General features: G+C 55.4%; 20 protein-coding genes and 3 pseudogenes. 14 read left to right on the plus strand and 9 right to left on the minus strand.

The features are described 5' to 3' along the window. The first annotated feature begins 4 nt into the window (after positions 1 to 4). A complete protein-coding gene (locus tag OKW37_RS12085; protein ID WP_429406292.1) occupies positions 5 to 193 on the plus strand; it encodes a hypothetical protein in 189 nt (62 codons plus the stop codon). Positions 194 to 697: 504 nt separating this feature from the next. Here the strand turns inward: OKW37_RS12085 and OKW37_RS12090 are convergent. From OKW37_RS12090 to OKW37_RS12110, 5 genes are all read right to left on the minus strand, one after another. Then, positions 698 to 1,744, minus strand: a complete 1,047-nt coding sequence (locus tag OKW37_RS12090; RefSeq protein WP_429406290.1) for a TauD/TfdA family dioxygenase — start codon at positions 1,742 to 1,744, stop codon at positions 698 to 700. A 62-nt stretch (positions 1,745 to 1,806) separates the two neighbouring features. Next, entirely contained in the window at positions 1,807 to 3,204 is a 1,398-nt protein-coding gene (locus OKW37_RS12095) for an MFS transporter (RefSeq protein WP_184062800.1), read from the minus strand. Positions 3,205 to 3,245: 41 nt separating this feature from the next. After that, on the minus strand, positions 3,246 to 4,340 hold the full coding sequence (locus tag OKW37_RS12100) for an enolase C-terminal domain-like protein (RefSeq protein ID WP_429406288.1): 1,095 nt from the start codon (positions 4,338 to 4,340) through the stop codon (positions 3,246 to 3,248). A 7-nt stretch (positions 4,341 to 4,347) separates the two neighbouring features. Beyond that, positions 4,348 to 5,712, minus strand: a complete 1,365-nt coding sequence (locus OKW37_RS12105; protein ID WP_429406286.1) for an MmgE/PrpD family protein — start codon at positions 5,710 to 5,712, stop codon at positions 4,348 to 4,350. 68 nt (positions 5,713 to 5,780) lie between these two features. After that, positions 5,781 to 6,914, minus strand: coding sequence for a porin (locus OKW37_RS12110; RefSeq protein ID WP_429509828.1), 1,134 nt, complete (start codon positions 6,912 to 6,914; stop codon positions 5,781 to 5,783). A gap of 559 nt (positions 6,915 to 7,473) precedes the next feature. Between OKW37_RS12110 and OKW37_RS12115 the strand changes: the two genes are divergently transcribed. From OKW37_RS12115 to OKW37_RS12145, 7 genes and pseudogenes are all read left to right on the plus strand, one after another. Beyond that, positions 7,474 to 7,638, plus strand: coding sequence for a hypothetical protein (locus tag OKW37_RS12115; RefSeq protein ID WP_429406282.1), 165 nt, complete (start codon positions 7,474 to 7,476; stop codon positions 7,636 to 7,638). Between the two features lie 104 nt (positions 7,639 to 7,742). After that, positions 7,743 to 8,213, plus strand: coding sequence for a hypothetical protein (locus tag OKW37_RS12120; protein ID WP_027197791.1), 471 nt, complete (start codon positions 7,743 to 7,745; stop codon positions 8,211 to 8,213). Beyond that, complete coding sequence (locus tag OKW37_RS12125) at positions 8,210 to 8,395, plus strand: hypothetical protein (protein WP_429355402.1); 186 nt, start codon at positions 8,210 to 8,212, stop codon at positions 8,393 to 8,395. Before OKW37_RS12120 ends, OKW37_RS12125 begins: the two co-directional genes overlap by 4 nt. Positions 8,396 to 8,453: 58 nt before the next feature. Beyond that, on the plus strand, positions 8,454 to 9,515 hold the full coding sequence (gene dctP / locus OKW37_RS12130; protein ID WP_184062790.1) for a TRAP transporter substrate-binding protein DctP: 1,062 nt from the start codon (positions 8,454 to 8,456) through the stop codon (positions 9,513 to 9,515). Between the two features lie 89 nt (positions 9,516 to 9,604). Then, positions 9,605 to 10,960 carry an MFS transporter gene (locus OKW37_RS12135; protein ID WP_429406279.1) on the plus strand — a complete coding sequence of 452 codons (1,356 nt, stop codon included), beginning with the start codon at positions 9,605 to 9,607 and terminating at the stop codon, positions 10,958 to 10,960. 268 nt (positions 10,961 to 11,228) lie between these two features. Beyond that, positions 11,229 to 11,503, plus strand: a pseudogene (locus OKW37_RS12140) (IS66 family transposase); the annotation flags it as partial. A gap of 771 nt (positions 11,504 to 12,274) precedes the next feature. Beyond that, entirely contained in the window at positions 12,275 to 12,538 is a 264-nt protein-coding gene (locus tag OKW37_RS12145; protein ID WP_184062786.1) for a DUF4148 domain-containing protein, read from the plus strand. A gap of 1,005 nt (positions 12,539 to 13,543) precedes the next feature. Here the strand turns inward: OKW37_RS12145 and OKW37_RS12150 are convergent. Beyond that, on the minus strand, positions 13,544 to 14,656 hold the full coding sequence (locus OKW37_RS12150; protein ID WP_184062784.1) for a porin: 1,113 nt from the start codon (positions 14,654 to 14,656) through the stop codon (positions 13,544 to 13,546). A gap of 376 nt (positions 14,657 to 15,032) precedes the next feature. Here OKW37_RS12150 and OKW37_RS12155 point away from each other — a divergent pair, with 376 nt between their 5' ends. The 4 genes and pseudogenes from OKW37_RS12155 to OKW37_RS12170 all read left to right on the plus strand — a co-directional run bounded on the left by OKW37_RS12155 (position 15,033) and on the right by OKW37_RS12170 (position 18,165). Next, positions 15,033 to 15,563, plus strand: a complete 531-nt coding sequence (locus OKW37_RS12155; protein ID WP_260321307.1) for a hypothetical protein — start codon at positions 15,033 to 15,035, stop codon at positions 15,561 to 15,563. 31 nt (positions 15,564 to 15,594) lie between these two features. Next, a complete protein-coding gene (locus tag OKW37_RS12160; RefSeq protein WP_429406276.1) occupies positions 15,595 to 16,116 on the plus strand; it encodes a DoxX family membrane protein in 522 nt (173 codons plus the stop codon). A 337-nt stretch (positions 16,117 to 16,453) separates the two neighbouring features. After that, positions 16,454 to 16,663, plus strand: a complete 210-nt coding sequence (locus tag OKW37_RS12165) for a hypothetical protein (RefSeq protein ID WP_184062782.1) — start codon at positions 16,454 to 16,456, stop codon at positions 16,661 to 16,663. A 277-nt stretch (positions 16,664 to 16,940) separates the two neighbouring features. Further along, positions 16,941 to 18,165: pseudogene (locus tag OKW37_RS12170) on the plus strand (IS3 family transposase). Positions 18,166 to 19,090: 925 nt separating this feature from the next. On the opposite strand, the pseudogene OKW37_RS12175 reads toward OKW37_RS12170, so the two are convergent. Next, positions 19,091 to 19,468 (minus strand): annotated as a pseudogene (locus OKW37_RS12175) (dsDNA nuclease domain-containing protein); the annotation flags it as partial. A gap of 92 nt (positions 19,469 to 19,560) precedes the next feature. Here OKW37_RS12175 and OKW37_RS12180 point away from each other — a divergent pair. Beyond that, complete coding sequence (locus tag OKW37_RS12180) at positions 19,561 to 20,211, plus strand: RES domain-containing protein (protein WP_429355407.1); 651 nt, start codon at positions 19,561 to 19,563, stop codon at positions 20,209 to 20,211. A gap of 372 nt (positions 20,212 to 20,583) precedes the next feature. Then, positions 20,584 to 20,844: a hypothetical protein gene (locus OKW37_RS12185; protein WP_429406273.1), complete on the plus strand. Its 261-nt coding sequence runs from the start codon at positions 20,584 to 20,586 to the stop codon at positions 20,842 to 20,844. 361 nt (positions 20,845 to 21,205) lie between these two features. Here OKW37_RS12185 and OKW37_RS12190 read toward each other — a convergent pair whose 3' ends face one another. Together OKW37_RS12190 and OKW37_RS12195 are read right to left on the minus strand one after the other, a co-directional pair. Next, positions 21,206 to 23,050: a hypothetical protein gene (locus OKW37_RS12190; protein ID WP_429406271.1), complete on the minus strand. Its 1,845-nt coding sequence runs from the start codon at positions 23,048 to 23,050 to the stop codon at positions 21,206 to 21,208. A 212-nt stretch (positions 23,051 to 23,262) separates the two neighbouring features. Continuing rightward, entirely contained in the window at positions 23,263 to 23,889 is a 627-nt protein-coding gene (locus OKW37_RS12195; protein ID WP_429406269.1) for a DNA-binding protein, read from the minus strand. Positions 23,890 to 23,891 lie beyond the last annotated feature (2 nt).

A 23,891-nucleotide genomic window follows, 5' to 3' on the forward strand; every position in this document is an offset into this window, starting at 1 on the left:
TCGCATGAAAAAAAATACCTGGATCGCAATCGCCATCTGTATCGCGCTGACGCTGCTGGCCATCGACGGATCAACGGGTTGGGGTTGGGCGGACTACCGTCCGCTGCGTAACTTCGATTACTTCGGTCTCGGCATCTCCTGGCTGTTTTTTATCGGCGTGCTCATCCGCGACAAGATCAAAGGTGAAGCCTGAGCCTCGGTTGTGGATCTATAAAAGAGCCCGGAGACGACTCTCCGGGCTTTTCTATTTGAAATGTATCGCTAAAAGGTGCTGTTGAGAGTTCGAAAGTGGATGCGCTGAAGCTCGCAGAATACGAAGTTGCTGAGCCAGCAGAAGATGCATTCGACCATTTAGCGGCTCCGCAACAGAGCGAAGGTTTTTTCGCGACCGGTAGCCTGACGACTAACGCTGGATGCCTTGCCCGACTCGGCCTGGCAGGCTCTTCGCCGGTGAACTGTCACCGGCGAGCGCCACCGGACAGTCTGACCGGCGGCTTTCTGAACTCGACGCGCCAGTTGGCCAACTGGCACGTCTGCGGCTCGTTGGCTGCCGTCACATGCACGGGGGCAACAGCGCCAAAGTGTCCATCGCCATATGGACCTTGGGAAGATACGTGCGTCAAATTCGTGTAGAACTATAGAGGAATAGAAACGCGAGGAGCGCGGCGAGCGGTACCACCTCGCATTTCCTACGAAATTAATCTACCAGCGCCTCGTATGTACGATACTTGCGCAGCCCACATTCACGGCCAATGCCACCACGGACTTGGCCAGCGCCGACCTCCCCATATGTCGGCTTCAGGCTCACATCAAGTTCACGAGAATTCGGCACCGAGAGCCAGAGGCGGAACAGATGGCGCTTCCTCGCTTCGTCGGTGTAATCCTCAAACGCCGTACGTCCATGGACACAGACATGGTTATTGACGAACTGCATGTCACCGGCCTCGAACATCATGGACACTGCAAACTCTTCGCTTTCGGCAAGTTGGGTGACCAGGTCGATGGCCTCGCGTTGCTTATCCGTCAGATGGGGAACGCCTTCCATCCCTTGGGCGAGATTGATCTTCACGGGAAGCCACAAGCACGAGAGCTTGTTGGCTACTCGCGAAAACAACGGCTGCTGGAAGTAGGGCGGATGACCTGCACTAAACGGAGCTGGGATTGTAGTTTTCCAGCAGAACGGCTGGTAGAGCACCTCCAACAGATCTGGTCGGGTCCGCGCGATTTCGTTATGTATTGCGACGGTACTGGCAATTCGTGACAGTCCGCCAGACTTCGCCGGACGCACGACAAACAGACCGACTACGTCGCAGGTATCGACATGGAATCCACCGGCGGCGTTGGTATTGTAAAGTCGACCATCGCTTGTACCAAAATCACGGACATCGCCGAGAAAATCTCCTTTATAGCTTTGGCAAACGGCGGTCCCGAGATGCAATCCGATTCCCCAAAAGATATAACGGAGATCGTCGACTGATTTGCCTTCTGTTGGAAATCCGCGAAGGACATACAGCCCGTATTGATTCTCCAGTGACTCCTTTAGGTGAGACAAGCGGACGCCGACGTCCGGAAGCGGAAAATCTTCCATGGTCAACGTATCGATTGTCTTTCCGAGGGAATAGGCATGCGCTGCTGCCCGTTCGATCTCGTCAATTTCATCCGGCGTCAACGAGTGAATCCAGTCTGTTGCGGACCCCATAGCGGCGCCGCGCCAGTCGCAGGGGTCATCAATAACAGTATTCATATGATTCTCCAAATATAAAAGCGGGATGACGATCAGTCATCCCGTGAGTCATTCAGCGAACTCTAGACGGGCGATGCTTGGGATTCCGTAACCTGCTGTTCTACAGATCGTTTCGGAATATGAGTCTTGAGCAAACCAAGCGCGATAAACGTGACAGCAATGGAGATTGCAACGCCCAAGAAAAGATACGGCGCACCAAAACTCTTGATCACCCACCCAGTAATCGAAACGGAGCAAATGGCGCCCGCGCGCGAGACGGCGACCACCCACCCCACTCCGGACGCACGAAATTCGAGGGGGTAGATATTGGTGGAAAGAGGATATTCGCCGAGTTGAATGCCTGCGATCGAAATGCCGGTCAAGCCCATGCCGACAATCAACGCCAGGTCCTCAAGCGGTGTTGAGGGGCCGTTCACGTGGTTGATTGTGAGCGCGAACAATCCGAGGGCAACGAATACGCCGAGCAGAGCAGTATACTGCAGCGATTTTCTGGAACCTAACCGGCCAAGCAGCCAGCCGCCGATCAATGCGCCGATTGCGCCGGCAAAATTCGAAACCATCAGGCCGTGAACTGCGACATAGAAACTGAAGCCCATGCCCGTCAGTGCCGAGGAAGCCCAACTGGAGAAAGAGACGGCCGCAAACTGATTGGACGCCCCGCTGACCCAAAGACAAAGCGTATCCCGGAGATATTGCGGCGAAAATAGCATGCGAACACCAACGCGACCGAACTTGGGACGTTCAACGAAGAATTGGCTTTCGCTTGATACCGTAAGGTCCGGGCGCAACTTTTGTAGCGTGGTCGCGAGTTCCTTATTTCTTGATTTTCTCAGCGTAAGAAAGCCGGGAGATTCCGGCACGAGTCCGAAAAGTACGAAAACGAGAAGTAGCGGCACTACACCGCCAAACATGACGACACCGCGCCAACCGAAATGCGGCAAGACCAATGGAATCAGCAGACCATTCAGCGATGCACCGAGCGGGAATCCGATAAATGCCGTGGCCATGACCTGACTGCGAATGCGCTGTGGCAACAGTTCGGACAGGAGTGATGCGATATTCGGAGTTGCGGCACCAAGTCCGACGGAAGCAATCAGGCGAAATGCGATGATAGCCTGCATGCTGGGTGCCGCCGAAATCGCAACCGTTGCACTACCAAAAAGAATCACACTTGCGATCAATGCACGGCGACGGCCCCACCGGTCACCAAGCGAGCCACCGATAAATCCACCGCAAGCGCCACCGATCGGACTGACAGACAGCGCCAGCGTCACGAGACTACGACTCGCGCCGAAATGCTTGGCCACGACCGGCATCAGGTAGCCGAGTGTCGTGAAGTCCATGCCGTCAATCAATAGCGTAAAGAACAGACAGATCGACACCGCGATCAAAAGGCCTTGAAACTTCGCGCCTTCGATCATCTTATCGACGTCTACTCGCCCTAATATATTTTCAATCACGGGTATCCTCTGTTAGCAAATAGTCCAAAATGCTAAATGGATTAAAACTCAACGGACCAGTAGCAGCGGTTTTCCAAGAAGGAACGATCCACGTCCAGGCCGAAGCCAGGTCCGCTAACGGCCAGGCTGCCAACTCCGTCGGGACGCGGCACCTTGTGGAACAGGCAGTCGCCCCAGTCCAATACTTCTACGGGCAGATGATCGTCCACGCCGCAGGCGATATGCGCGGAGTAGTACGGATAGGCATGGGAGCCGACGCGAGTTCCGATGCGGTTTAGAATGCGGGCGGCTTCGAGTTGACGCAATGGACCGCCCAAGAGTCCCATATCGAGCAGCATATGGGTAGCGCCTGACTCGGCGAGGAGCAGCAGCTCGGAGACGCTCGTGCTAATCTCACCAACGGCAACGGGCGAGGCGACCGATACACGGTTAAGTTCTGGATAGGCAACGGGATCTTCTACCCAAAACAGCGGGGCCGAAAGTCGCTTGACGAAATCGTTCGCCTGTTGCGGCGTCCAGCGACGAAGCGCGTCGATCGCCAGGTTGTCCGCACCGAACATCATGAGCATGCGCTCGACGCGCTTGATATCTACCTCGAAGGGCTGGGCTCCGACGATCATTTTCGCGCGAGTGAAGTTTTCTTCAAAGCAGTGAGTGGCCGCCGCTTCAAGATCGTCGTCGGCTGCAAATGCGAGGTGGTAACTGCTATAACAGGGCACCGGACGAGCGAAACCGCCCCAAAGATGCGCAACCGGAACATCGAGGATCTTACCTAAGAGGTCCCACGCTGCAAGACTAATAGCGCATGCTGCCGCGCGAGTCGCGTTATCCGAATCCCGACCGAAATGCCGTTCTTCGCTTCTTTCGATAGCGATCAGGGTGGAGAGTTTAATGCTCTGTGCTCTCAATAGCTCTTGAGCGGCATGCGCCGCATCCAACGAAGCCTCGCGCGTCATGTGCTGCACATGGCCGAATCCGCACCGGTCATTTCCATCGCGGATCAATGCATAGAACACGGTTACATGATTGCGGAAACCGGATAGCGCGCGAAAAGGCGTAATCGGAATTTCAGCGGCCCCAATGGAGATCGCGATCTTCGTTCCGAGAAGACTTGCAACGTCGAGATTTTCTACCATTTGTTGCTCACACGACAGAGAAGAGGGACGCGAGAGAACGTACTGAGAATCGATCTGCGTCTTGACAGAGGCGTACAGCCTTGGCCGTGTCAAATCCGAATCCGTCGAGATTGTCTCGAAACTTCTCGACGATCTGCGCCCTTGTTACGGGAGAAGCTCCGTGCTGGCTACCGGTAAATGAACGCCCGTCCTGGGTCTGCAGAGTAATCTCTGTAGACCATCGTCCGGGGCCCGTATTTAGCGGCAAGATGCTAATCCTTTTCATCATCGACTGGACGACGGGGTTTGAGATGTTTTCAGCCTCATACCAATCGCGATAGGGACGAACGCGAAGAATCGCGAGTGCCAGGCCGTATCGCAAGTCGGTCCACGCTTCGATGGGGGTGCTGACATCTTTCTCGTGATGAAGATAGTGTGTTCTTGTCAGGACCTCGACATGATCGAGATCGCCTATGGTCAGATCATTATTGGAAATGAGACCGAGCAACAGCTCGATGATCGGTACAGACCCGGTGCCGACAGGGTAGGGCTTGAATTCGACAGTATCGAGTTTCCAGACTTCACCGAGCCCCGTGAGAAGATGGTCCCAGTCACAGCCCTCGGCGCCGGATAATCGCCAAAACGGATAGTCGCCCTCAAGGACAGATTGATCGCCGGTAAAGCCGCGGCGGGCCAGCAGTGCAGCCTCGACTCCATTGCGCGCCGCCAAACCGATATGATCATATTTGGTCATCGCATCCTGGGACTTGCTGAAGAACCGCCGGAGGGTCGGTATCTGTGCGGAGTAGGCTGCGATACCGAACGCGTTCAGAAATTCGTTTTCAGAAAGGTTCAAAAGGCGACCGGCGGCGACCATAGCACCAATCGTTGCAAAGGTATGTCCCGTCAGCGGAGCCTTCGATTTAGTCGGCCTGCGAAGGGCGGCACCGAGACGGCCCCCCATTTCCATTCCAAGCGCAATAGCGGTGATCAAGTCGTCGCTGGAAGAGTCGATGGCTTCCGCTACTGCAAGGGCGGCAGGTACAACGACGACTGCCATATGTCCTTCAGGACCGAATGCATCGTAATCAAGGGCGTTTCCGAAGATCGTGTTTGCGAAAACGGCGCTCAGTAGGCTGACGGGCTTATGGCCCAACATAGTGGCTTCCAGAGGTCCGTGCTCTCCAGCACAATAGTCGGCGACGATCCGTCCAACTTCTGTTGTTGAGCCGGCAACCGCACAGCCGATCGTATCCAGCAGAATCGATCTGACGCGACGTTGTGTTTGCTGTGGCAGATTTTCGATCCCAACGCCTCGCGCCATCTTCACGATTTCGAGTGTGGGATTGTCGATCGGTGGCTTGAAAGCCTCTGAATTTTCGTTTGGCGCCATGACGCTTTCTCACTCTATGTAGAACGTATTGCGACGGGGCCTCCACGGCCGCCCCGGGCTTCAGCAAATCAGAACTTATGCAGGATACCGACACGCAACACGAGCTGCTTGTTCGTCGTGGATGGCGATTCTCCATTTAGAACAGCGACCTGACCATCGCCGCCCGTTTGTTGATACACAAGCGTGGTGAAGAGTTGCGAGCGTTTCGACAGAAGATACGCCGATGACACAGCAAACACGTTCCACTTGTATTGGTCCATGGTCGAGTAGGAATAGGCGGCTTGGACGATGACGTCGGGCATGACGTTATAGCGACCGCCGACTTCGTAACTCGACATCGTTTCGGTGATGTCGTGGAACGCCATTTTCGTCTGCGTGAACGTCGCCGTTACCTTGAGGTCTTGGGTCCGATACATCGCGCCGACACCCAATACATTGCTGTGATCGAGGAGGAAACTTCGCGCCGAAAAATTCTGGCCGAACATGCGATGAACCCCGATGTCAGTCGCCGGGTTAATCGTCGTGCCGTTGATGCTCTGATAACTGAGGTACAGGTTATACGGACCGTTGGAGTAGACGAGGTTGCCGCCGACACCCCGGCCCGTGTTCGTCGTCCCGGAGTCGGGCGAGCCGAAACTGTAGAACAGCATCGCGCGCGTGTTGGCAATCGGCTCACTTTGGTACTTGATCGTATTGTTCAGCGTCAGACCGGTACCGCGGTCGTAATTGCCGGCGTGCGCCGCCGTCGTCGAGTTGTCGATCGCCGTGGTGAACGGCACGATACCGTAAGCGGCGTCATACTGCTTGCCCAACGTGAGCACACCGTACTTCTTGTCCGACAGGCCAACCCAGGTTTGACGCGTGTACGAACCGCCAGTATTCAACTGGATACCGGTTTCATATCGGAAGACTGCCGACAGACCGCCGCCCAGATCTTCTGTTCCGGTCATCCCCAACATGTTCGGCCAACGCTTTTGGCTGGCTAGTGACCAGAGCGAGTGCCCATTGGAGTTGGAGTTGTAGCTCAGGCTGTCATCGACGATGCCGTACAAGGTTGCGCTGGATTGGGCATAAACCCAGTTGGTGCCCGCGAGTAAAGCGACTGCGCATAGCGCGCTGTACCTGGTCCTTTTCACGAGAGATAGTCTCCTGATCGTTTTAATTTTGACGCTTGTCCGAAGGGCAGGACTGGCGAACGACACTTCGCGGCTTGCGGAATCGAATATGTTCGCTACCAAATCGAAAACACATCGAATCCGTAAGTAGCCTGCTTCTGATTACCGCAGACACACTCGATAGCGAGCTCTTTATGCCGGCAATATCGTAGGCAAGAAGATATACCATGCACGCACGGCCCGGCCCTCAAGGTTTAACCTGGTTAACATTCCCGAGGAGTATCGGAATTTGAGCGAATTTTTTCGCCAAACCTGCGCCTGCCCCCCGGAATGAGCTGTCGGAATTAGAATGGGGGTTTTCCCTGTGTCCACGCGGCGCGACGATATACTATACTTTAGATAGGCTAAATTGAATACAAAAGCTGCGGGCGATTTTCTTTCGTTGAGCCCCGCGGGGAGTATGTTTGGTTCGCCACCGGGAACTCTGCTCGAGCAGCACACTGCGACCCGAGTAAGCGCCTGGTTCGACAGTTTGCATGGATGTGGGGCGTCGCACTTCTGGGGGTCTTGTTCATCGTGCAGATCGCTCACGAGTTCCACTTCGGCCCGCATTGGCACTCGTACGCGGACACAGGCAAGCTCCGGCATGAAATCTTTACCGGAGTTCATGGACGAGGCTTCCGCAAAGGTGCCAGTACATGATGGTGTGGCACACCAGGTACTGCTCCTGATGGTGATGTTCAAGCCGGTGATCGGCCGTATCGTCGACTGGAAGGCGTTGTCGAGCATTTGCTGGCCGGACGTCGCGTAAGTCTGTAAATCGGATATACGAAATTGCAACTGATTACCCCAAGTGAGGGTTCGCTGCCTCGCATAGGTGACGTAGTCTTTTTATCTGTATCAAAGGAAAGTACGATGAAGATGGCACACGAATCACCGTGGAAGTACCTAGTCATGTGGGGGAGGTTGTATTTCGCGTTCCACTATCTTGAGTCAGGACTTTATTACGTAATTTTTAGATACGTGCCGGATTTCAGCCACGCAGGCAAAGTTGGTGCGTATATCGGTGCGATGGCGGACGTCGGGTTCTATCAAATGATCAAGTATGTTGAGGTCATACTCGGTACGTCGCTGCTACTCGATATAGGGGTGCCGCTTGCGCTGATCGTCATGGCGGGTATCAGTACGACGATCGTCTTTCTGAATCTCTTCGTCTCGCCTGATCCGCGTGAATTGTTCACTGGCCTTCAGGAGTTGTTCCTGAACGGCGCACTCTTGCTGGCATACGGTGGATACTATGCAAATTTTTGCCGTATAAAGGCGCAGCCGTTTTGGTTTTGGGACGGGATGAAACGCGAAGGACTTGAGCCGAGGGGTGAGTCGTGAAGAGGGACTTCGTTGTTGTTTTTATGGTTGTAGTGGCGGTCACGCTGATTGTAATTTCCACTTCGACAATTTTCTTCGTGCGTCATCTACGTCTTTATGATTATGGTCCGCCCCTGGGCGCCGGGATCATTGTTTTGGCGATGATGATCCGGGCCGCGGTATCAAGGCGATATAAAGATTGACGCGCCGTCCACAGCGCACCCGTACCTTCACTTCACCGTCTCGAAGGACGCTGGAAACATGACGAAGCGATTTACACGTTCCAAGTCGATATGGTCGCTAAAGCATATTTGCAATCACATTACCGGGGCGCTGCTCGGAACGCTTTTGATTGCACAGCCGATATGGGTACATGCACAGCCGCTGCAAACGCTTACGATCATGGAATATCGGTCGCCCCTGAATTCGGATCAACCGACAGTGCGCGGCATGATCCGGTTCGCGGAACTCGTCAACGAGGAGTCCAACGGACGCCTGGCAGTGACAGTAAGTCGAGCGACGGTTCCTGGATCGCCCGAAGACCAGATCAAGGCATTGCAAAAGGGGGGGCCTGGTGCTCCCGATATGATGCTGCTGGTTACGCCGGCGCTGCGTCATCTCGAACGCGAATTCGAAATCATGGACCTTCCGTTCGTGGTCAACAGCGATCGCCAGGCGCATGAACTGCTGGACGGTCCCTTTGGCCGGGAATTGCTGTCGCGTCTCCAAGGCCATGGACTGACGGGTCTCGCTTGGTGGGAAAACGGATTCCGGCAGATCACGACGTCGGGGCAGCCGTTCAAACACGCTAATGATCTGACTGACCGTCCGGTTCGTGTGATTCCGGAACCGGCGTTTGTGGAGACGTTTAAGGCCTTAGGTGCCAAGGTCGTTGGTCTTCCGTATCCCGATCTATATCCGGCTCTGAAGTCGGGACGAGTGGAGGCCGAAGACAACTTTTACTCCCAAATCCTGGTTGGCCATCTGTATGATGTTCAGTCGAGCGTGACGGTGACGAATCATTCCTATAGCGCGATTGCAGTCGTTGCTAACTCCGCAATATGGCAAAGGTTGTCGGTTGGGGACCGGAATGTTCTGCAACACGCAGCGGTGGAAGCAGGGCGCTATGAACGCGACCTGGTTCGAGAACAGGCCGAGGCAGATAGAGCCACACTTGCACATCATGGAATGATCGTTCAGAGCCTCTCGCCAAAGGAAATTGCAAGGATGGAATCTATGACGGAGCCCGTCAGAGAGCAATTCTTCCGGAACTACGATCCCATAATTCTCGATACCTATCGGCGTCAGATAGCAAAGCGTTAGATAATTCGGTGAGTGACGAAAATATAATCCTCGGGGCAAAGCAGGACGCCAAAACGGCGTCGCCCTCTCGGCAGACGCGACTGATTCCTATGATCGTCGCTGTGCCGATGTTTTTGCAGGCAATCGATACGTCGATATTGGGCACGGCACTTCAATCGATTGCTACGTCGTTGAACGTCGAGATACTTCACCTCAACTTCGCCATCACCGCGTATCTTTTAAGTTTAGCGCTGTTTCTGCCCGCGAGCGGTTGGCTCACGGATCGCTTCGGTACCCGCCGTGTTTTCTGTTCGGCAGTTGCGATATTCTCGGTGGCGTCGGCACTGTGCGGAGCCGCAACTTCTATCACTCAAATAGTTCTGTTCCGGGTATTGCAGGGCCTTGGCGGCGCAATGATGGTGCCAGTCGGCCGGTTGATTCTCTTGCGCAGCATTCCGCCTGCACATTTGGTAATGGCGATGGTCTGGTTTACTGTGCCTGGGACCATCGGTCGTGTCTTGGGACCGCTCCTCGGAGGCTTCATCGTCACGCTGGCGTCATGGCGCTGGATATTCCTGCTCAACATCCCTTTCGGCGTGCTGGGGATCTTGTTGTCACTAAAGTTTGTGCCGGATTCGCGATCAGAAAAAAGGGAACCGTTTGATGTCACCGGCTTTGTTTTGATGGCGATCGGACTTTCTGGAGTGGTCTGCGGCCTGGAAACTATCGGGCACAATTTTGTTTCTCTGAGCGCTACAATTTTTGTTACAAGCATTGGTATCGTGGCATCAATCGCCTATTGGATCTATAGTCGAGATCGTGCTGACGTGATCATTCCGCCCAGCCTGTTCCGATATAAAGCATTCAGTATCACAAATATCGGCGGTATGCCATTAAGAATAGCGGTCGGATCGTCTCCGATTTTCGTTCCGCTGCTTTTGCAAGTCGGTTTGGAATTCACGCCTATTCAGGCCGGATTGACGAGTGCCTGGCTTTCGGTTGGAGCCTTTGGGATTCGGCCAATTATGCGACGGGCGATTAATAGATTCGGATTCAAACCTCTTATGATTGCAGCGACGGTACTGTCAGGTGCCGCATTTGCTGCTTATGGTTTGTTCTCGCCCGGAACGTCGATCTATTTCATGTGCGCCGTGCTCTTCGCGGCTGGCATCTTCAATTCGCTTGGAATGGTCACGATGAATACGGTCGGATATTCCGGCGTCCCGAAGGCCATCATGAGCAAGGCAACAGCACTTTCAACTATGATGCAGCAGACGTCGATGAGTATTGGTGTCGCACTATGCGCTTCCTGCTTGACGTTTAGTGCGCGGGCTCACGGGCATAGTGCGGAGCATTTGACGATGAGCGATTTTCCGATGATGTTCTTTATCGTCGGGGCGTTGAGTTGTCTGTCAATGCCTGCGTTCCTCCGTCTTCCGAACGATGAAGGTGCCGAGCTGCGGTAAGTGACCTCGGTTAAAACGATGAGCGCCGGATGCGCACCCGCAGTCAGCGACAATTTCGGGCGGAGTTTAGGCTAGCCATTATGATGGCCACGATCGCGATGTGCGCTTCGCATGCTTCACATTCGGCCCGATCTGCTTGTCGACTAGACTTTGCGGACGATACCGTCGGGCCTAACCGTTAAGAGAAAAAGCCCAGGCACTGAACTGAGCCCGGAGAACCGGATGGTGCAAGGAGGCGGAATACCGAAGGGCTGGGCGCTACACCGGAGGCGAGCTGTATGCAATTGAGCCCGCGATCCGCGGCAAGCCACGGACGTGCGAAGACGTGTCTGTCAGGAGCAGGCGGGTCCGCTACTCGACGCCCTCGAGACCTGGCTGCGCTCGACATTGAGTCATATTTCGCAGAAAGGCGATACCGCCAAAGCCATCAACTACGCGCTCAACCAGTGGCCCGCGCTTACAATGTACGTCGAGGAGGGGATAGTCGAGATCGACAACCATGCCGCTGAACGCGCCCTGAGAGCGGTAGAGCAGGAAAGGAAAGGCGGATTCATCCGGTCGTCGCAATCTTTGATCATGTTGGTGTTTATGGGGCGACCAGCGGGATGGATGCATAAGCTGACGCGGCGAGGGGCGATGCGCTCGTCAGGTGCACCGTCGCGTCGGCGTGAGATCGAGGGCGACTCTGGAAGCAATTTGCAAGAGACATTACAAACGCGAAAGCAGAAGATCTGTTTTCACGGATTCAGTTTGACCTCGTTCGCCTTTCCGAATTGCAGGGGGATGAACGGTGCGGATCATCTCGCTGACGGTCATCGAGAAGCAGTATTGCCGGAATGCGAAACTGGCGAAGCAGATTTCAAGCGTCCCGACGTTTTCCATAACGTCGCATGTCGTGAAGAAGCGACGACGGTGCCCGACATCCACTCTGCCGCATTGAAGACGCGACGCGGGCTTCCCGCCCTTCACGTCCCTTTGTGATGGACGGCAGCCAGAAGATTGCGCCGCGTATTCCTTTGACAATTGCGGCGTGGCTCGATGCTAGGCGATCCATCAAACACCTCGGGCCGGCCATGGCCGCAAGGTACAAATTCGCGCCTGGACGAAGGACTGCGGCGAAGCCGGCGGTCTGTCGAAGCTTGCCTCGGCGGCGCAGGAAGTAGGGCACCAAGTCGGCGCGCCGCTTGCTGGAGCCACATTTCGAGGGTCTCGCCGGTACACATCAGGCAGAATGAATGTTGTTTCGATCTGCCTTTTTTTTGTCAAGACAGCGCCTATACTCTCAGGGATATCCCCGATAAAAAAGGCCTTGCCATGACCTCTCTTCCGCGTATTGCGCTCGGCGCCCTTGCCGCAGCGTGCTGCTTTGCGTCCGTTGCGGCGCTCGCCCAACCGTACGATTCCACAGCGCCGCTGACGCGCGCCCAGGTGCGCGCCGAGGTGATCGAATGGCAGCGGGCGGGCTACGATCAGTCCGACGATTGGTCTCACTACCCTGAAAGCGCGTTACGCGCAGGCGCGATCGTCGCACAACGGCGTGCAGAGACTGCCACTCCTGCGGGTGGCGCGCGCCATTGACCGCGGCGATCCTCGACTGGAAAGACCGCTCGCGTGAACCGCGCCCCTGTAGTTGGATATTGATCCGGCCTTTGGATGCAAAGTACAACGAGCAGTTTCGGCGGCAGATAGTTCAGTGGTATCTGGAGCCGGGCGCGAGCACACGAACGTCGGCCGCGCGTTATGGCATGGGTGGCAGGGCGATCCGACCCGGGGGCGAGCTACCGGGAACATCGCCTGGCCGGCCAGTGCACTAAGGTCATTGGCCACGATGCCCGGTTTAGGCCGTCGGTGCTTTGCCTGCAGCAGCGCATCGAGCCTTTTCAGGGACGCTACTCTGGGGACGAGCGTCCGGTACGCGGACCTCACAGTCGAGCTCCGGAGCGACTATGATCATCACGGGCGCGTTACGGCGATGTGCATGTCATGGAGGCGATCCGGCAGGCTGGACAGTTGATCAAGTACCGCGCCGGTGGCCCGTCCAGAAGTGGGTTCCGATGTAGCCGGCTTTAACGTCGACGGGCCGAAGCTTCTATGTGTCGCCGGTGATGGATTCATACAACGGAGAAATCGTTGCTTCCGGATGGATCAGCGACTCAGCTACGAACTGGCCAGCGGAGGTTGAAGAACGCACAGACCGCACTCCCACGCAAGGAGTGGCCACTGCAGCGTTCAGACCAGTGCTGACACCGCTGCACGTCAGCCTATCGTCAACTGCAGGACCGCCGCAGCCACGTGCAAAGCATGTCCCGCAAGGGCGATTGCCTCGATAAGGCGGCCATGGAAAGCCTCTTCGGCGCGCTCAGTCTGAATCCGCCGGGCTCGAACGTTTTGCGTGCGCCGGTCAATTGCACGCGCGCTGGATAGATACATCCACTACAACAACCACGAACGCGTCAGGAAAAATTAATGGCCTAAGTCCTATTCAGAAAAGGACTCAGGCCTTGATGGCCCGCCAGATTTTAACTGTCCGACTTCGTGGGGTCAGTTCGCTCGGCGGGTTTTCAATTGCAACAGCAACTACGCTCAGAAGCGCGTCGACATGCCCAGACCGATAGCCGTCACATTCGAGTGCTGACCGGTAGTAGCCAAGCCCCCCGGGGGGTAAATCGACTGACTTGCGATACCGCTATTCCAGAGCTTCTTGACGAAGCCATAGAGCATAGTGGATTTCGAAACCGAGTAGGTGTAGCCGATAGCAGCGGAACGGATGAACCAGTCTCCGACTTTAACCGGCGTCGTGATTTGTGTGCCGCTCGCAGTGAGATTCTGGTCGCTCAGCTCGCCATACGAGACGCGGACCGTGCCGAAAGGGCTGGTCGGGACCGTGAAGCCAACCTGCCACCCCTTGTCAACGAAGCCTGGATCGTTGGTACGGATTTGGCCCGAGGCATACAATTCCATGAAATTCAGGTTGTAGCGGATGCCAAGGACATTTTCGTACGTATTGCGAGCCACGGCAGCTTGGTTCTGAAGGCTATGGCCGAAACCGTATTCCGTGATCAGGGGGCCGTTTTCATACCGCAGCGTCGCGAGTTCGAAGTGCCGCTGGTAGGCTTGAGCCGTCAGCGGATCGGAGGGATCACCCCAAGAATAGGTTAGCGTGCCGGTCAAGCCGCGAAATGTCGGGCTCGTGTACTGAATCGAATTGTCCGACCGTGCCGGGTCTTGCAGCATGTTGAACAGCCACGGACGCGGATTCTCACCGCCGATCGAACCCAGCGGGGATCCCGGTGCGAGCAGTATCGGGTCGAACGTGCCACCCCAATCGTAACCCATCGTCTGGAGGCGACCGGCGATCAACTCGCCGTACTGTGCGCTATGCAGGCCGACAAACGCACGACGACCAAACAGACGGCCGCTTTGGCCTGAGGTGCCGTTGTTGATATTGAAGCCACTTTCGAGGGTGAAGATTGCCGATAGACCGTTACCGAGATCTTCCTGGCCCCTCAAGCCCCAGCGCGAACCACCTGCACCACCGCTGTTCATGCTGATGACGTGCTGCCCATTGGAGTTGGCAAAATAACCCATGAACACATCGGCCACGCCATACAGTGTGACACTGCTCTGCTGCGCTTGAGCCATCATCGGCGCGAATGCTGCTGCGGCAATTGCGCCGCAGGTAATAAGTTTACGCACTGGAAGCCTCCAAAAATTGATATTGGTCGTAGGGCGGGCTGCCGACCCACCGTGACACGCCGAGATATGGGGTGTACGAATTCAAAATGATATTCTTTGTTGCATAAGTTGTGTGGAAAAAGCACCAAAATGTTGCTTAAGGGTATCCACTAGATGACAGTCGCGTGATCCATTTGGCATGACTTTGTTACTTAGCGATGCAAAGTAATGTGCAATAGGGACTCATTTTTCTTAGGGTCGGAAGTCAAAATCGGGTTTTCCCCACGTTTACAAGGCTTCTTGTTTGCCTATAGCATTAGATATGCTAAATTGAATACAAAACGCGGACCGGGGCAGCGGGCTCAAGGTTCCTATTGCAATGTGCCAAGGAGAAAGGATGTCAAACATTCAGGGTGGTCTTTCGTCGCCCGAGTTCATCGCGCAAGCAGATGGATGGCTCGATAGTTGGACGGGACGTGTAGCAGCAATGCTTGTCGGATTCATTTTCGTCGGCTGGATTGCGCACGATCTCCATTCGGATCCACGTTGGAAGTGGCACGCAGGCACCGGCAAACTTCCCCATGAGGTCGTTCACGAATTTATGGACATGGCCTATGCGCAGGGCCATGGGAGCGAGGCCTACAAGGAATACTTCTCGGCTAAAGCGATTGATACCGCGCCCCAGACCGTCGATCACCGGGATGGCGAGCCGATCCCCGATCACGTGAAGAAGATTATCGTTGAAGGCTTTGACGTCGCTGTCTACCACACGATTGGCGCCGCGCGCGGTCAGGCCGCACAAGACGTCGTTGATGTATTCCAGCTCGACGGGTCGGGCTGGATCATTCGACGTGATCGTCTCACGGCTCCGGTGCAAGAACAGGCGGCGAACACTGAGGTTGCCGCGCAAAAGCGGGGCTCCAAATAAGCGGGTCGTAAACAAAACGGTGAAAGCATATATGTCTAACGATGATCGTAGGACGACGGCTCAACTCGTCGGCAAAATTATTCTGACCTTCTGTCGCCTGTATCTCGGCGGTTGGATGGTGGTGAGCGGCACCAGCTATTGGCGCACCGTACTCGGGATGGGACCAATCTTTCCGCAGCCGTTCGGCACGCTCCATGCGTCGAATGAATTGCTTGTCACGATGGTTCACACGCACTTCTTCCACATCGTGAAGACGCTTGAGATCTTGGGCGGCCTGTCTCTCGTGCTTGGCCTCTTCGTGCCGATCGGGCTACTGGTCCTGCTGCCGGTGTCGTTTGTGGTCTGGTACAACGCAATCATCCTGAACCATCGTTTCGATAAGATGTTCACGCCATACATGGGCGTCGGGTGTCTCTACGTCAACCTGGTGCTGTTGGTCTGGTATATCCGCTACTACCTGCCGATGATGACGTTCAAGACGACGATCGGCCGCATCAGCGACTGGAAGAAGTTGTCCAAGATTTTCAAACCAGATGCTGCTGATCTGGTCTGAATTCGGATTTTGAAGTGAGGGATTTAGCTATGCTGCTTCGGCAACGTAGCTCTTTTTTTGTGTAAGTATCTCGCGATATTCCCGAACAAACGACAAAAAGGTTACTACTTCTTAAATCGGTTTGTCATTCAGCCGAGTTTGTAGCGACATTCGGGGTGCATTATTTGCCATGCTGTTGATCGTGCAATAACGAAGTTCGGATTCAAGCCGATCATGGTCCTGTCCGCGTCTGTGCAGGCGATATCGGCGCAGCGTCGGGACTTGGGCGACTTCGCGCGATTGCAGGCATTCCTTCAAGTGTCTGACGAAGAGGGCGCACTCAGTTACGGTAAATGATATGAGCTATTCTTTTAAATCACAGTCCAACACACATCCCGGTTCAAATGACTACGGTCAAGACCTTGCAAATCACTTCGGTGGTTTCGACCTGGAATTTTACGACCGGCGCGTGGCCCATCAAGAAACCGAACTGCAGGAGACGCCGCGAGGTGAAGCGCGAGAAATCGAACAGGGCGTAAAGTTCACGCTCGCGCGTGATCAATGGTAAGCGCGCGATTTAGCACACCGAGTTCATAGGGATATACGGAAGGCGACATGCAATACGGCAGCGCATCGATCGGCAAGGCGCTTCGAATGCGTCGGCCAGATCAAGCTCAACGAGCGGCTGCGGTGAGCTTTGCGTAGTTGAACGGCAGGAGGTCAGTCACGTCGGCACGCGGTTCGCGTTGCGGTAGTTCGGTGAGTACGTGCACGAAGTAGGTGGGCCGGCCCCCGCGAAAACCGGACACAAGGTAACGCTTAAACTTTGAGGTAGTCTTACGCCTATGTTTAAGCCCAGCTCTAACGTGGAACCCATTGAAGTTCTGACCCAACCCGAACAGCGCCGTCGGCGCTCTGTCGAGGAGAAGCTCGCGATAGTGCGCGAGACCTTCGAGCCCGGAGCAACCGTTTCCGGAGTCGCCCGTCGTCATCAGGTGAATGCAAACCAGGTATTCGCCTGGCGCAAGCTCTATCAGGACGGAAGCCTGCCAGCAGTCAGTGCCGGCGAGCAGGTGGTGCCGGCGTCGGACCTGGCCGAAGCGATGAAGCAGATTCGTGAACTCCAGCGGCTGCTGGGCAAGAGGACGATGGAAGTGGAAATCCTCCGCGAAGCAGTGGAGTACGGCCGGGCAAAAAAATTGATTGCGCGCTCACCATTGCCGCCGGGGGACGACCGATGAAGACGGTCTGTGAAGTCCTGGGTGTGTCGCGCTCTAATCTCGCGGTGAAATCAAAGCGCGACGCTGAATGGGTCGACAGGCGCAAGACGCCCGCCCGCGACGACATGCCGCTCGTGGCGGAACTTCAAGGGCTGGTTGCTGATTTGCCTACTTACGGCTACCGACGCGCCTGGGCCCTGCTACGGCGAAATCGGGACGCACATGGGCAGCCTCGCGTTAATGCAAAACGGGTTTATCGGGTCATGCATACCCATGGTCTGCTGCTCGAACGCCGGCCGCGCCATCCCCAGTCAACTCGCCGGCACGACGGCAGGGTCGCGGTGGACCAGAGCAATGCGCGCTGGTGCTCGGACGGCTTCGAGTTCCGTTGTGATGACGGCTCGCCGCTGCGCGTTATCTTTGCACTGGACTGCTGCGACCGGGAGGCCATGAGCTGGGCTGCGCGACCACCGGGGGCTACACCGGAGACATGGTGCGTGACGTTATGCTTCAGGCTGTGGAAAACCGTTTCGATGGTGCACTGAAGGCCGACAACGAAATCGAATGACTCAGCGACAACGGTTCCTGCTACATTGCCGAGGAGACGCTCACCTTCTCGAAAAAAGTGGGCCTGAAACCTATCACGACTCCGGTCAGAAGTCCGCAGAGCAACGGGATGGTCGAAAGCTTCGTCAAAACGATGAAGAGAGGGATGCCCAAGCCGGACGCGAGAACGGCGTTGCAGAACCTGGCCATCGCGTTTGACCACTACAACGAGTCGCATCCGCACAGCGCCCTGAAATACTGCTCACCACGCGAGTTTCGCCAGCGAGCAAATTCACCAACCTAAGCGTGACTGCATGTCCGGTTATGCAGGGGCAAGTCCAAAACCGTGGACCCCACCATGCCCGGCATTCCCCGGTTAGCAGGCCTGCGACGCCGACTAGACATTCATAGCTCTGGTTGAAGACTTGTCCCGCGTGCTGCGAGGCAAGATCTCGAAGACGATCCTGGACGTCAATCAGCATCGAGGGGCCGTAGGGTGCGTCTCGCTGGCGCGCGCGAAGATTGGCTTCAGACAGTTCCCCATGCACGCGCTGCTCAATCTGCTGGAGTCGCTCGGGGAACTTTTCAGGGTATCGGGTTGCTTCTTCGAGAAGGTTATATTCGGCCGCACGTGCACGCGCAAGCATGTAGTCAACATCCTCTGACAATCCAGCTGCAACGAGCTTCTGTTCCAGCACGCTGGTCTTCAGGCCCGCATTGAGATCGATCGTCGGTTTGCCCGGAAACCGGAAGGAGGGTTTCCCGGCTGACGAAGGTACAGCCAGCAGCGCCTGTGCGATGTCGATACGCTTGGCCAGCAGGACTGGATCGGGATCCACAGGATCGATGAGTGCACGCAGATGCCTGATGGGGTCGCTCACCTGAAGGGATGCGGCCCGATGGACGAGTGCAACCAGGCTGTCCCTGAATGTATCGAGCTGTTCAGCAATGAACTCGCGGCAGATCGGCAGCCGGGCAATGTGTTCGTGTGACAACGCGGCATCGAACTCGCCACGCGACGGACCGAGAATCAGATCCATGCGGTGCAGGGTGAGCAGCAATTCGTCGACCTCACAGCCACAGGTGGCCAGTAGTTCGTCGAAAGCGCCGTCAAAGGGCGATGATATTTCGGCCCTGCCGGGACACTGGCGGATATGCTCGAGGAATAGACGTGGACTGCGCCCGCGTCGTTTCTGGTCTGTACTCGCCGGCGTTGGCTCGTCGAACTCTGTATTGGAGACGAAGTAGACGTGACCAATCCGGTCGCCGAATTCCGCTATGAGATCAACGAAGCGCCCGATCGACCTTGTCAGTTCGCTATCGGCCAAGTCCCAGGCGCCGCGTTCCGGGCGTGATGTCTTGATCTGGTATGCATCGAAGATGCCCTGGCCGTTCTCGGCGAGAAAGTCCTCATGATGTTCGCACCACAGCGCGGTGTACGGTCGCGTCCCAAGCCGGGCCGCAACCATAAGCATGACCCCGTACGCATGCTGATACCGGAAATTGCGCTCCGTGGCGTCGCCGGGGTCGCTGGTATTGCGTTTCGTTGCAGGGTTGGGCGCGCTCGGTGCACGCACTGTTGATTTGGCCTCGCCGCTCGGTCCCATGGGAATTCTATATTTGGATTGGGGTAAACCTCATCGCTCTCGCGCAGAACAGTATCAGGAAACAAGCAAATGCGGCAACGATTCCAGGGGAGATGCCAAGCAATCCGGCGCAGCATTCCACAGTCGTGCGAGTGTGCTGCCCGGCAGAGCCCGTAGTGCTGGTGACGACGTTGTCGTATCCATATCGCATACGATCCCGTTATTTTCGTTTTTTCGTTTCCGAAAGAAATGCGAAACCCGGACGCGACGCGGGTTTGAGGGACGCGACGACTGGGCGCCTTGACGTGACGGTAGCGGTTGGTCTATTCGAGACTACACGTCCCATCAGGTTCTTTGATTTCCGAAATTTTAAGAACTTCAGGGCTCCAACGAAGCTGGGCTACTGGTACGAGGACTATGAAGAGCGACAGATCTGCCGTGAATTGTTGCTCCATCTGCCGGAGGTCATCGCTAAGCCAGTGCGCGAAGGCGAAACCGGTTATATCACGACACAAGCGATGGTCGAGTTTATTCGTCACAAACTCGCGGGCGATTTCGGTGGTGTGATTTTCTCCTCCGTTCAGCATGCGGGTGGTACCAACTTTGTTGTTTTCAGCGATAGTGCGGTTTCGGCGCTGCTGGACGATCTTACTCACGAGCCGACGTTCCCAGTGAAGCTTCACGACAGGCCGCAGTTCTTTCATATTGACGCGGTGGCGTATACGTCGAAACCACTAAAGGTCGAGTCTTCCGCTTCGGTTTGATAGCTTCACCCGCAATAAATGCAGGCGGATTGCCAGATGGTCTTGTGCTGTCTTGTTTGGGGGTAGCGGTTCTCGTATCAAGAGGTCACGTCAGAAATGCAAACTATGTATCTAACAAGCGAACGAACCCACTACACATCTGCCGGGTACGAAAAAATCTCGACACATTCTGGAACGGGGTCATTCGTCCTTCTGAACTATGCAGCGGAGAGAGCGGTCAAGATCTCTCAAGACGAAGCCTACGATCAGTTTGTCCGATTCGTCCATACCCAGTCATTACCTTGCTTTCCGAGAATCGATTGTCATCGAGCGCCGCTCGGACCTTTCATCTCAGGATCGAATGATCCATACACTGTAACGGAAACTGAACTGTTGAAAGACCTCGATGCGGCGACCCAAAGGCAGATTTATGATTGGATACAATCCGTGTTGCTTTTTGTACATGGAGCTCCGGGAGCGAGCGCGCCAGTTGGCGATCCGTATGGCCTGCTAGTGGGTTTGCAAGCTATGAGCATATGGCTCAAGCGCGAATGCACGGGAATCGGTATTGACAACAAACCCGGAAATGTACTTTCTCGTCATCGCGGCGGCAGTGTGGAGTACGTTATGACTGACGGCTTTGCTTGTTGTTGAGCCATTTAACGCTTTACGTGCGTGGCGAGAGGATCGAAGACACGCGGACGGTGGCGTGTGCTCGCGCGACGGACAGACCTAATAGAGGCGTGAAATCGGTCGCTCCCGGCCAGCATGCACGTCGGGCAGGGGAAGATAATGACCGGGCTATGCAGTAGTACGTGGAGCGAAACAATTCGCGATCAAACGGGGCAGGGATTCTCAGTTTCTACCCGCTCCAGCAGTTCGCGTTGAAAGTTGACCTCTGTGTCCGTCGCTTGGCACATGCAGGACCCGTTGGATGCTTTTTGGAAAAAAATGAGTCTGGAGTCAGCCGGTCCAATGTTACGCTGACTTGCACAATGCAAGGATTGATTTGTTGTCAGACTTTGATGTCGAGTTTCTCGAGAGCATTTCTCACTGCAGCTTGACCTGGATGCTTGTCGCCGGACCGTACGTGCCTGAACGAAAAAGCATTGCCAGGGCATGGAGCTGTCAGATTTTTTACGATACCGACGACATGCCTAATCTCGGACAGCAAGTAATTCAGCCAGTCGAGAAACGTAAGTTCATCGTGAAGTTCGAAAACCAGACCTTGGAAACTTTCTTCCGCACCAGTTTCCGTGCCATCATCTCCTTTCGCAATTCGCGGACGCCTCTGAATTTCAACGATGTAAATTACCTTTTTGGGGCTAACAACGCGCGCTACAAGTATGCCGCGAGGAAGGCGGTGTTCGACATCGAAGAAAAGCCAGTTGCGCTTCTTCGTTGTAATGTCCTTGTCGTCTTTGTCAAACGGTGTAAGCGCGACGAGTTGTGGTGGCTCGCTGCTTCTGAAACCATTCTCGTGCGTGTACCATTCAACGCTGCGAACCTGATCGGGATGTGACGTTGGGAGTTTTCGGAGAGCATTCCACATGTCACGTAGTGTGCCTTCGGATTCCATTGCCACATGCGCGTGAATGGAAGCATGGCCGGTGTCAGTCCCGGCACCGCGGACTTCTCCACTTGAGAACGAGTCTGGATTGCGCCCATCGCTGCGTTTCCCTGCGGATGTTTCCGCTTGGTAGCGGCGATAATCCTTAACTGCCCGCTTTTCTCCCAATACTTCGAAGTCGTCTTCGACCACGTCGGTCGACGCGGCCCCGAACTGCGGGGCATTAGCATCAGTGAGGTCCACGATCTCTGGGGGGCGAACGATGTGACGGCCCGGTGCTCCTTTCCACGCTTCTCCGATGCCGCTGCCTGTCGCCGGATTTTCCACTTTGTTCGAATTTTCCCTATCGCGCTGTAGTGGAATGCCGCTTGGTTCTGTCAAGCCATCGACGCGAAGAGCCAAAAACGTCCGGCCATTGTTTATCCAGTGGCCACGGACCTTGATCGTTGCTGTGCCCGAGAACCACGGGCCTATTTTGGGGAAAGCGTACGAGTCGCCGCGGTTGAATGCAGTGCTGATCTGAGTGAAAATGCTCTTTGCTGCGTTTCGCGCGAAATCGTCGTGCAATGCATGGGCGAGGAATACCGTGTCTCCGTTGTGCAGACGCTTGCGTAATCTGATCGGCCAGTACCCTGGCTCGACCGCTGTCGCGTCGAATGGAGCGAAAAAGCGGTTCGCAGCTTCTTCCCAACGATACGTTGTAAGTATGCGAGGCACTTCCTGGGAGCGGCCATAACATCGGGTCAAAAACTCGATGCATGGGACAAGAAGATTGCCTCCGTTGGGCAAGCGGAAGCTAATCAACCAATTCCTGTCGCGTTGATACCGGAGCGGGTAGTCGGAGCCGGACAGGGGGCTCGGTTCACCTTTATACAAACACTCGTCAGGAGAGGTAAAACTCCATTCCCCTGGAGTAAACTCGTTCTCGGCACGCAGATCGTCTTGTTCAGCTTTGCCAATACAAACTCCATTTTGCCAAACCGTCCCAATGCGCAGAATGCCCAAGTGGGTCAACGCCACGCTAATTTGCTGCCATGCTCGGGGTACATTGTCCTTGTCGAGCGTTCGGAGGAACACTGCGACTTTGGGCACGCTTTCATCGCGGCGGTTCTGAACTATGCCGCCGAACCACCAAACCACGACTTTCCCTTGTATCGCGCGGAGATCCTCACTAGGTCTGACATTTCCGGAGACCGGTCGCAAGACGATTGCCCCACTGGGAGGACGATGCTCAACGGGCGGACTGGCTTTGGTAGTTTCGGCGGGTGTATCGAGCGACATTGGGGACAAGATATATTTTCCAGACAAATTCATTGTGCCACAGGGACGGAACAGCAAAGACTTCGAGAAGGAGTGCGCAGCGTACTTCCTGAGGCGTCTTTCAACTGCCTGAGCGCGAAGATAATCACCTTGCTTTCCCTCGACCTCGACATCTGCCTTCCCGCCGTATGCGCTTGCAAAGGCCGATCGACGTGGGTGAAGAGTTGGCGCAGTAGTTATTTTTAGCGCTCCGTCAACGCGGTGACGTCACCATCTTGATGGTTTTGACTGCCAGAAAATCGTTCGCGATACCCGGGGAGACAAGTGCAGTCGCGCGACCGCTCTACGCCTATGAGTGCAATAACTTCATCCGCATTTTCCGAGGGAATCCGCATGCGGCCATCGCGTAGGGCGTGATATAGCGCGTCTACAGCATGTTGGACACCAAGTGTGGCGATGACCGTCGGATGCCAAAGAAGGTCTAGCGACCAGTGCGGCACTAACGCTGGCAGCAGTGTGCCGGCGCGTATTCGCTCCCTTCGTTCATCAATAACCGGTCGAAGTTGCCTGGAGGCGGCGATGGCAATCGTCGCGGCCTCACCATCATCCAGCGACGGAGACGTCGAAGTAAGTTCGTGGAAAATCAGATACTCAGCGTCGGTTAGACCGACGACAGTAACGATTCGATCTGCCACAAGCGCCTGCAGAAAGGTGTACTCGCCATTTTTACGGCTTCTCTCATGTTCCAGTTCTCCCGCGACGATTTCGGGAACGAGAATGTCGTTCGGGATGGCCGAGAGGATTCGTTCACCATATTTGCACGCGTGAAGGTTAATCAGTACGCTGGTGTCGAGAACCCATTGGTTCACGA

The organism is Paraburkholderia sp. MM5482-R2 (assembly GCF_050436125.1).
Classification (GTDB): domain Bacteria; phylum Pseudomonadota; class Gammaproteobacteria; order Burkholderiales; family Burkholderiaceae; genus Paraburkholderia; species Paraburkholderia tuberum.

Excerpts from the sequence above, each read along its gene's own strand:
- OKW37_RS12090 (WP_429406290.1), bottom strand. The coding sequence starts at position 1,744 with ATGAATACTGTTATTGATGACCCCTGCGACTGGCGCGGCGCCGCTATG.
- OKW37_RS12105 (WP_429406286.1), bottom strand. The coding sequence starts at position 5,712 with ATGGCGCCAAACGAAAATTCAGAGGCTTTCAAGCCACCGATCGACAAT.
- OKW37_RS12100 (WP_429406288.1), bottom strand. The coding sequence starts at position 4,340 with ATGGTAGAAAATCTCGACGTTGCAAGTCTTCTCGGAACGAAGATCGCG.
- OKW37_RS12145 (WP_184062786.1), top strand. The coding sequence starts at position 12,275 with ATGACCTCTCTTCCGCGTATTGCGCTCGGCGCCCTTGCCGCAGCGTGC.
- OKW37_RS12135 (WP_429406279.1), top strand. The coding sequence starts at position 9,605 with ATGATCGTCGCTGTGCCGATGTTTTTGCAGGCAATCGATACGTCGATA.
- dctP (WP_184062790.1), top strand. The coding sequence starts at position 8,454 with ATGACGAAGCGATTTACACGTTCCAAGTCGATATGGTCGCTAAAGCAT.
- OKW37_RS12180 (WP_429355407.1), top strand. The coding sequence starts at position 19,561 with ATGCCAAGCAATCCGGCGCAGCATTCCACAGTCGTGCGAGTGTGCTGC.
- OKW37_RS12155 (WP_260321307.1), top strand. The coding sequence starts at position 15,033 with ATGTCAAACATTCAGGGTGGTCTTTCGTCGCCCGAGTTCATCGCGCAA.
- OKW37_RS12160 (WP_429406276.1), top strand. The coding sequence starts at position 15,595 with ATGTCTAACGATGATCGTAGGACGACGGCTCAACTCGTCGGCAAAATT.
- OKW37_RS12115 (WP_429406282.1), top strand. The coding sequence starts at position 7,474 with ATGAAATCTTTACCGGAGTTCATGGACGAGGCTTCCGCAAAGGTGCCA.
- OKW37_RS12085 (WP_429406292.1), top strand. The coding sequence starts at position 5 with ATGAAAAAAAATACCTGGATCGCAATCGCCATCTGTATCGCGCTGACG.
- OKW37_RS12120 (WP_027197791.1), top strand. The coding sequence starts at position 7,743 with ATGAAGATGGCACACGAATCACCGTGGAAGTACCTAGTCATGTGGGGG.
- OKW37_RS12165 (WP_184062782.1), top strand. The coding sequence starts at position 16,454 with ATGAGCTATTCTTTTAAATCACAGTCCAACACACATCCCGGTTCAAAT.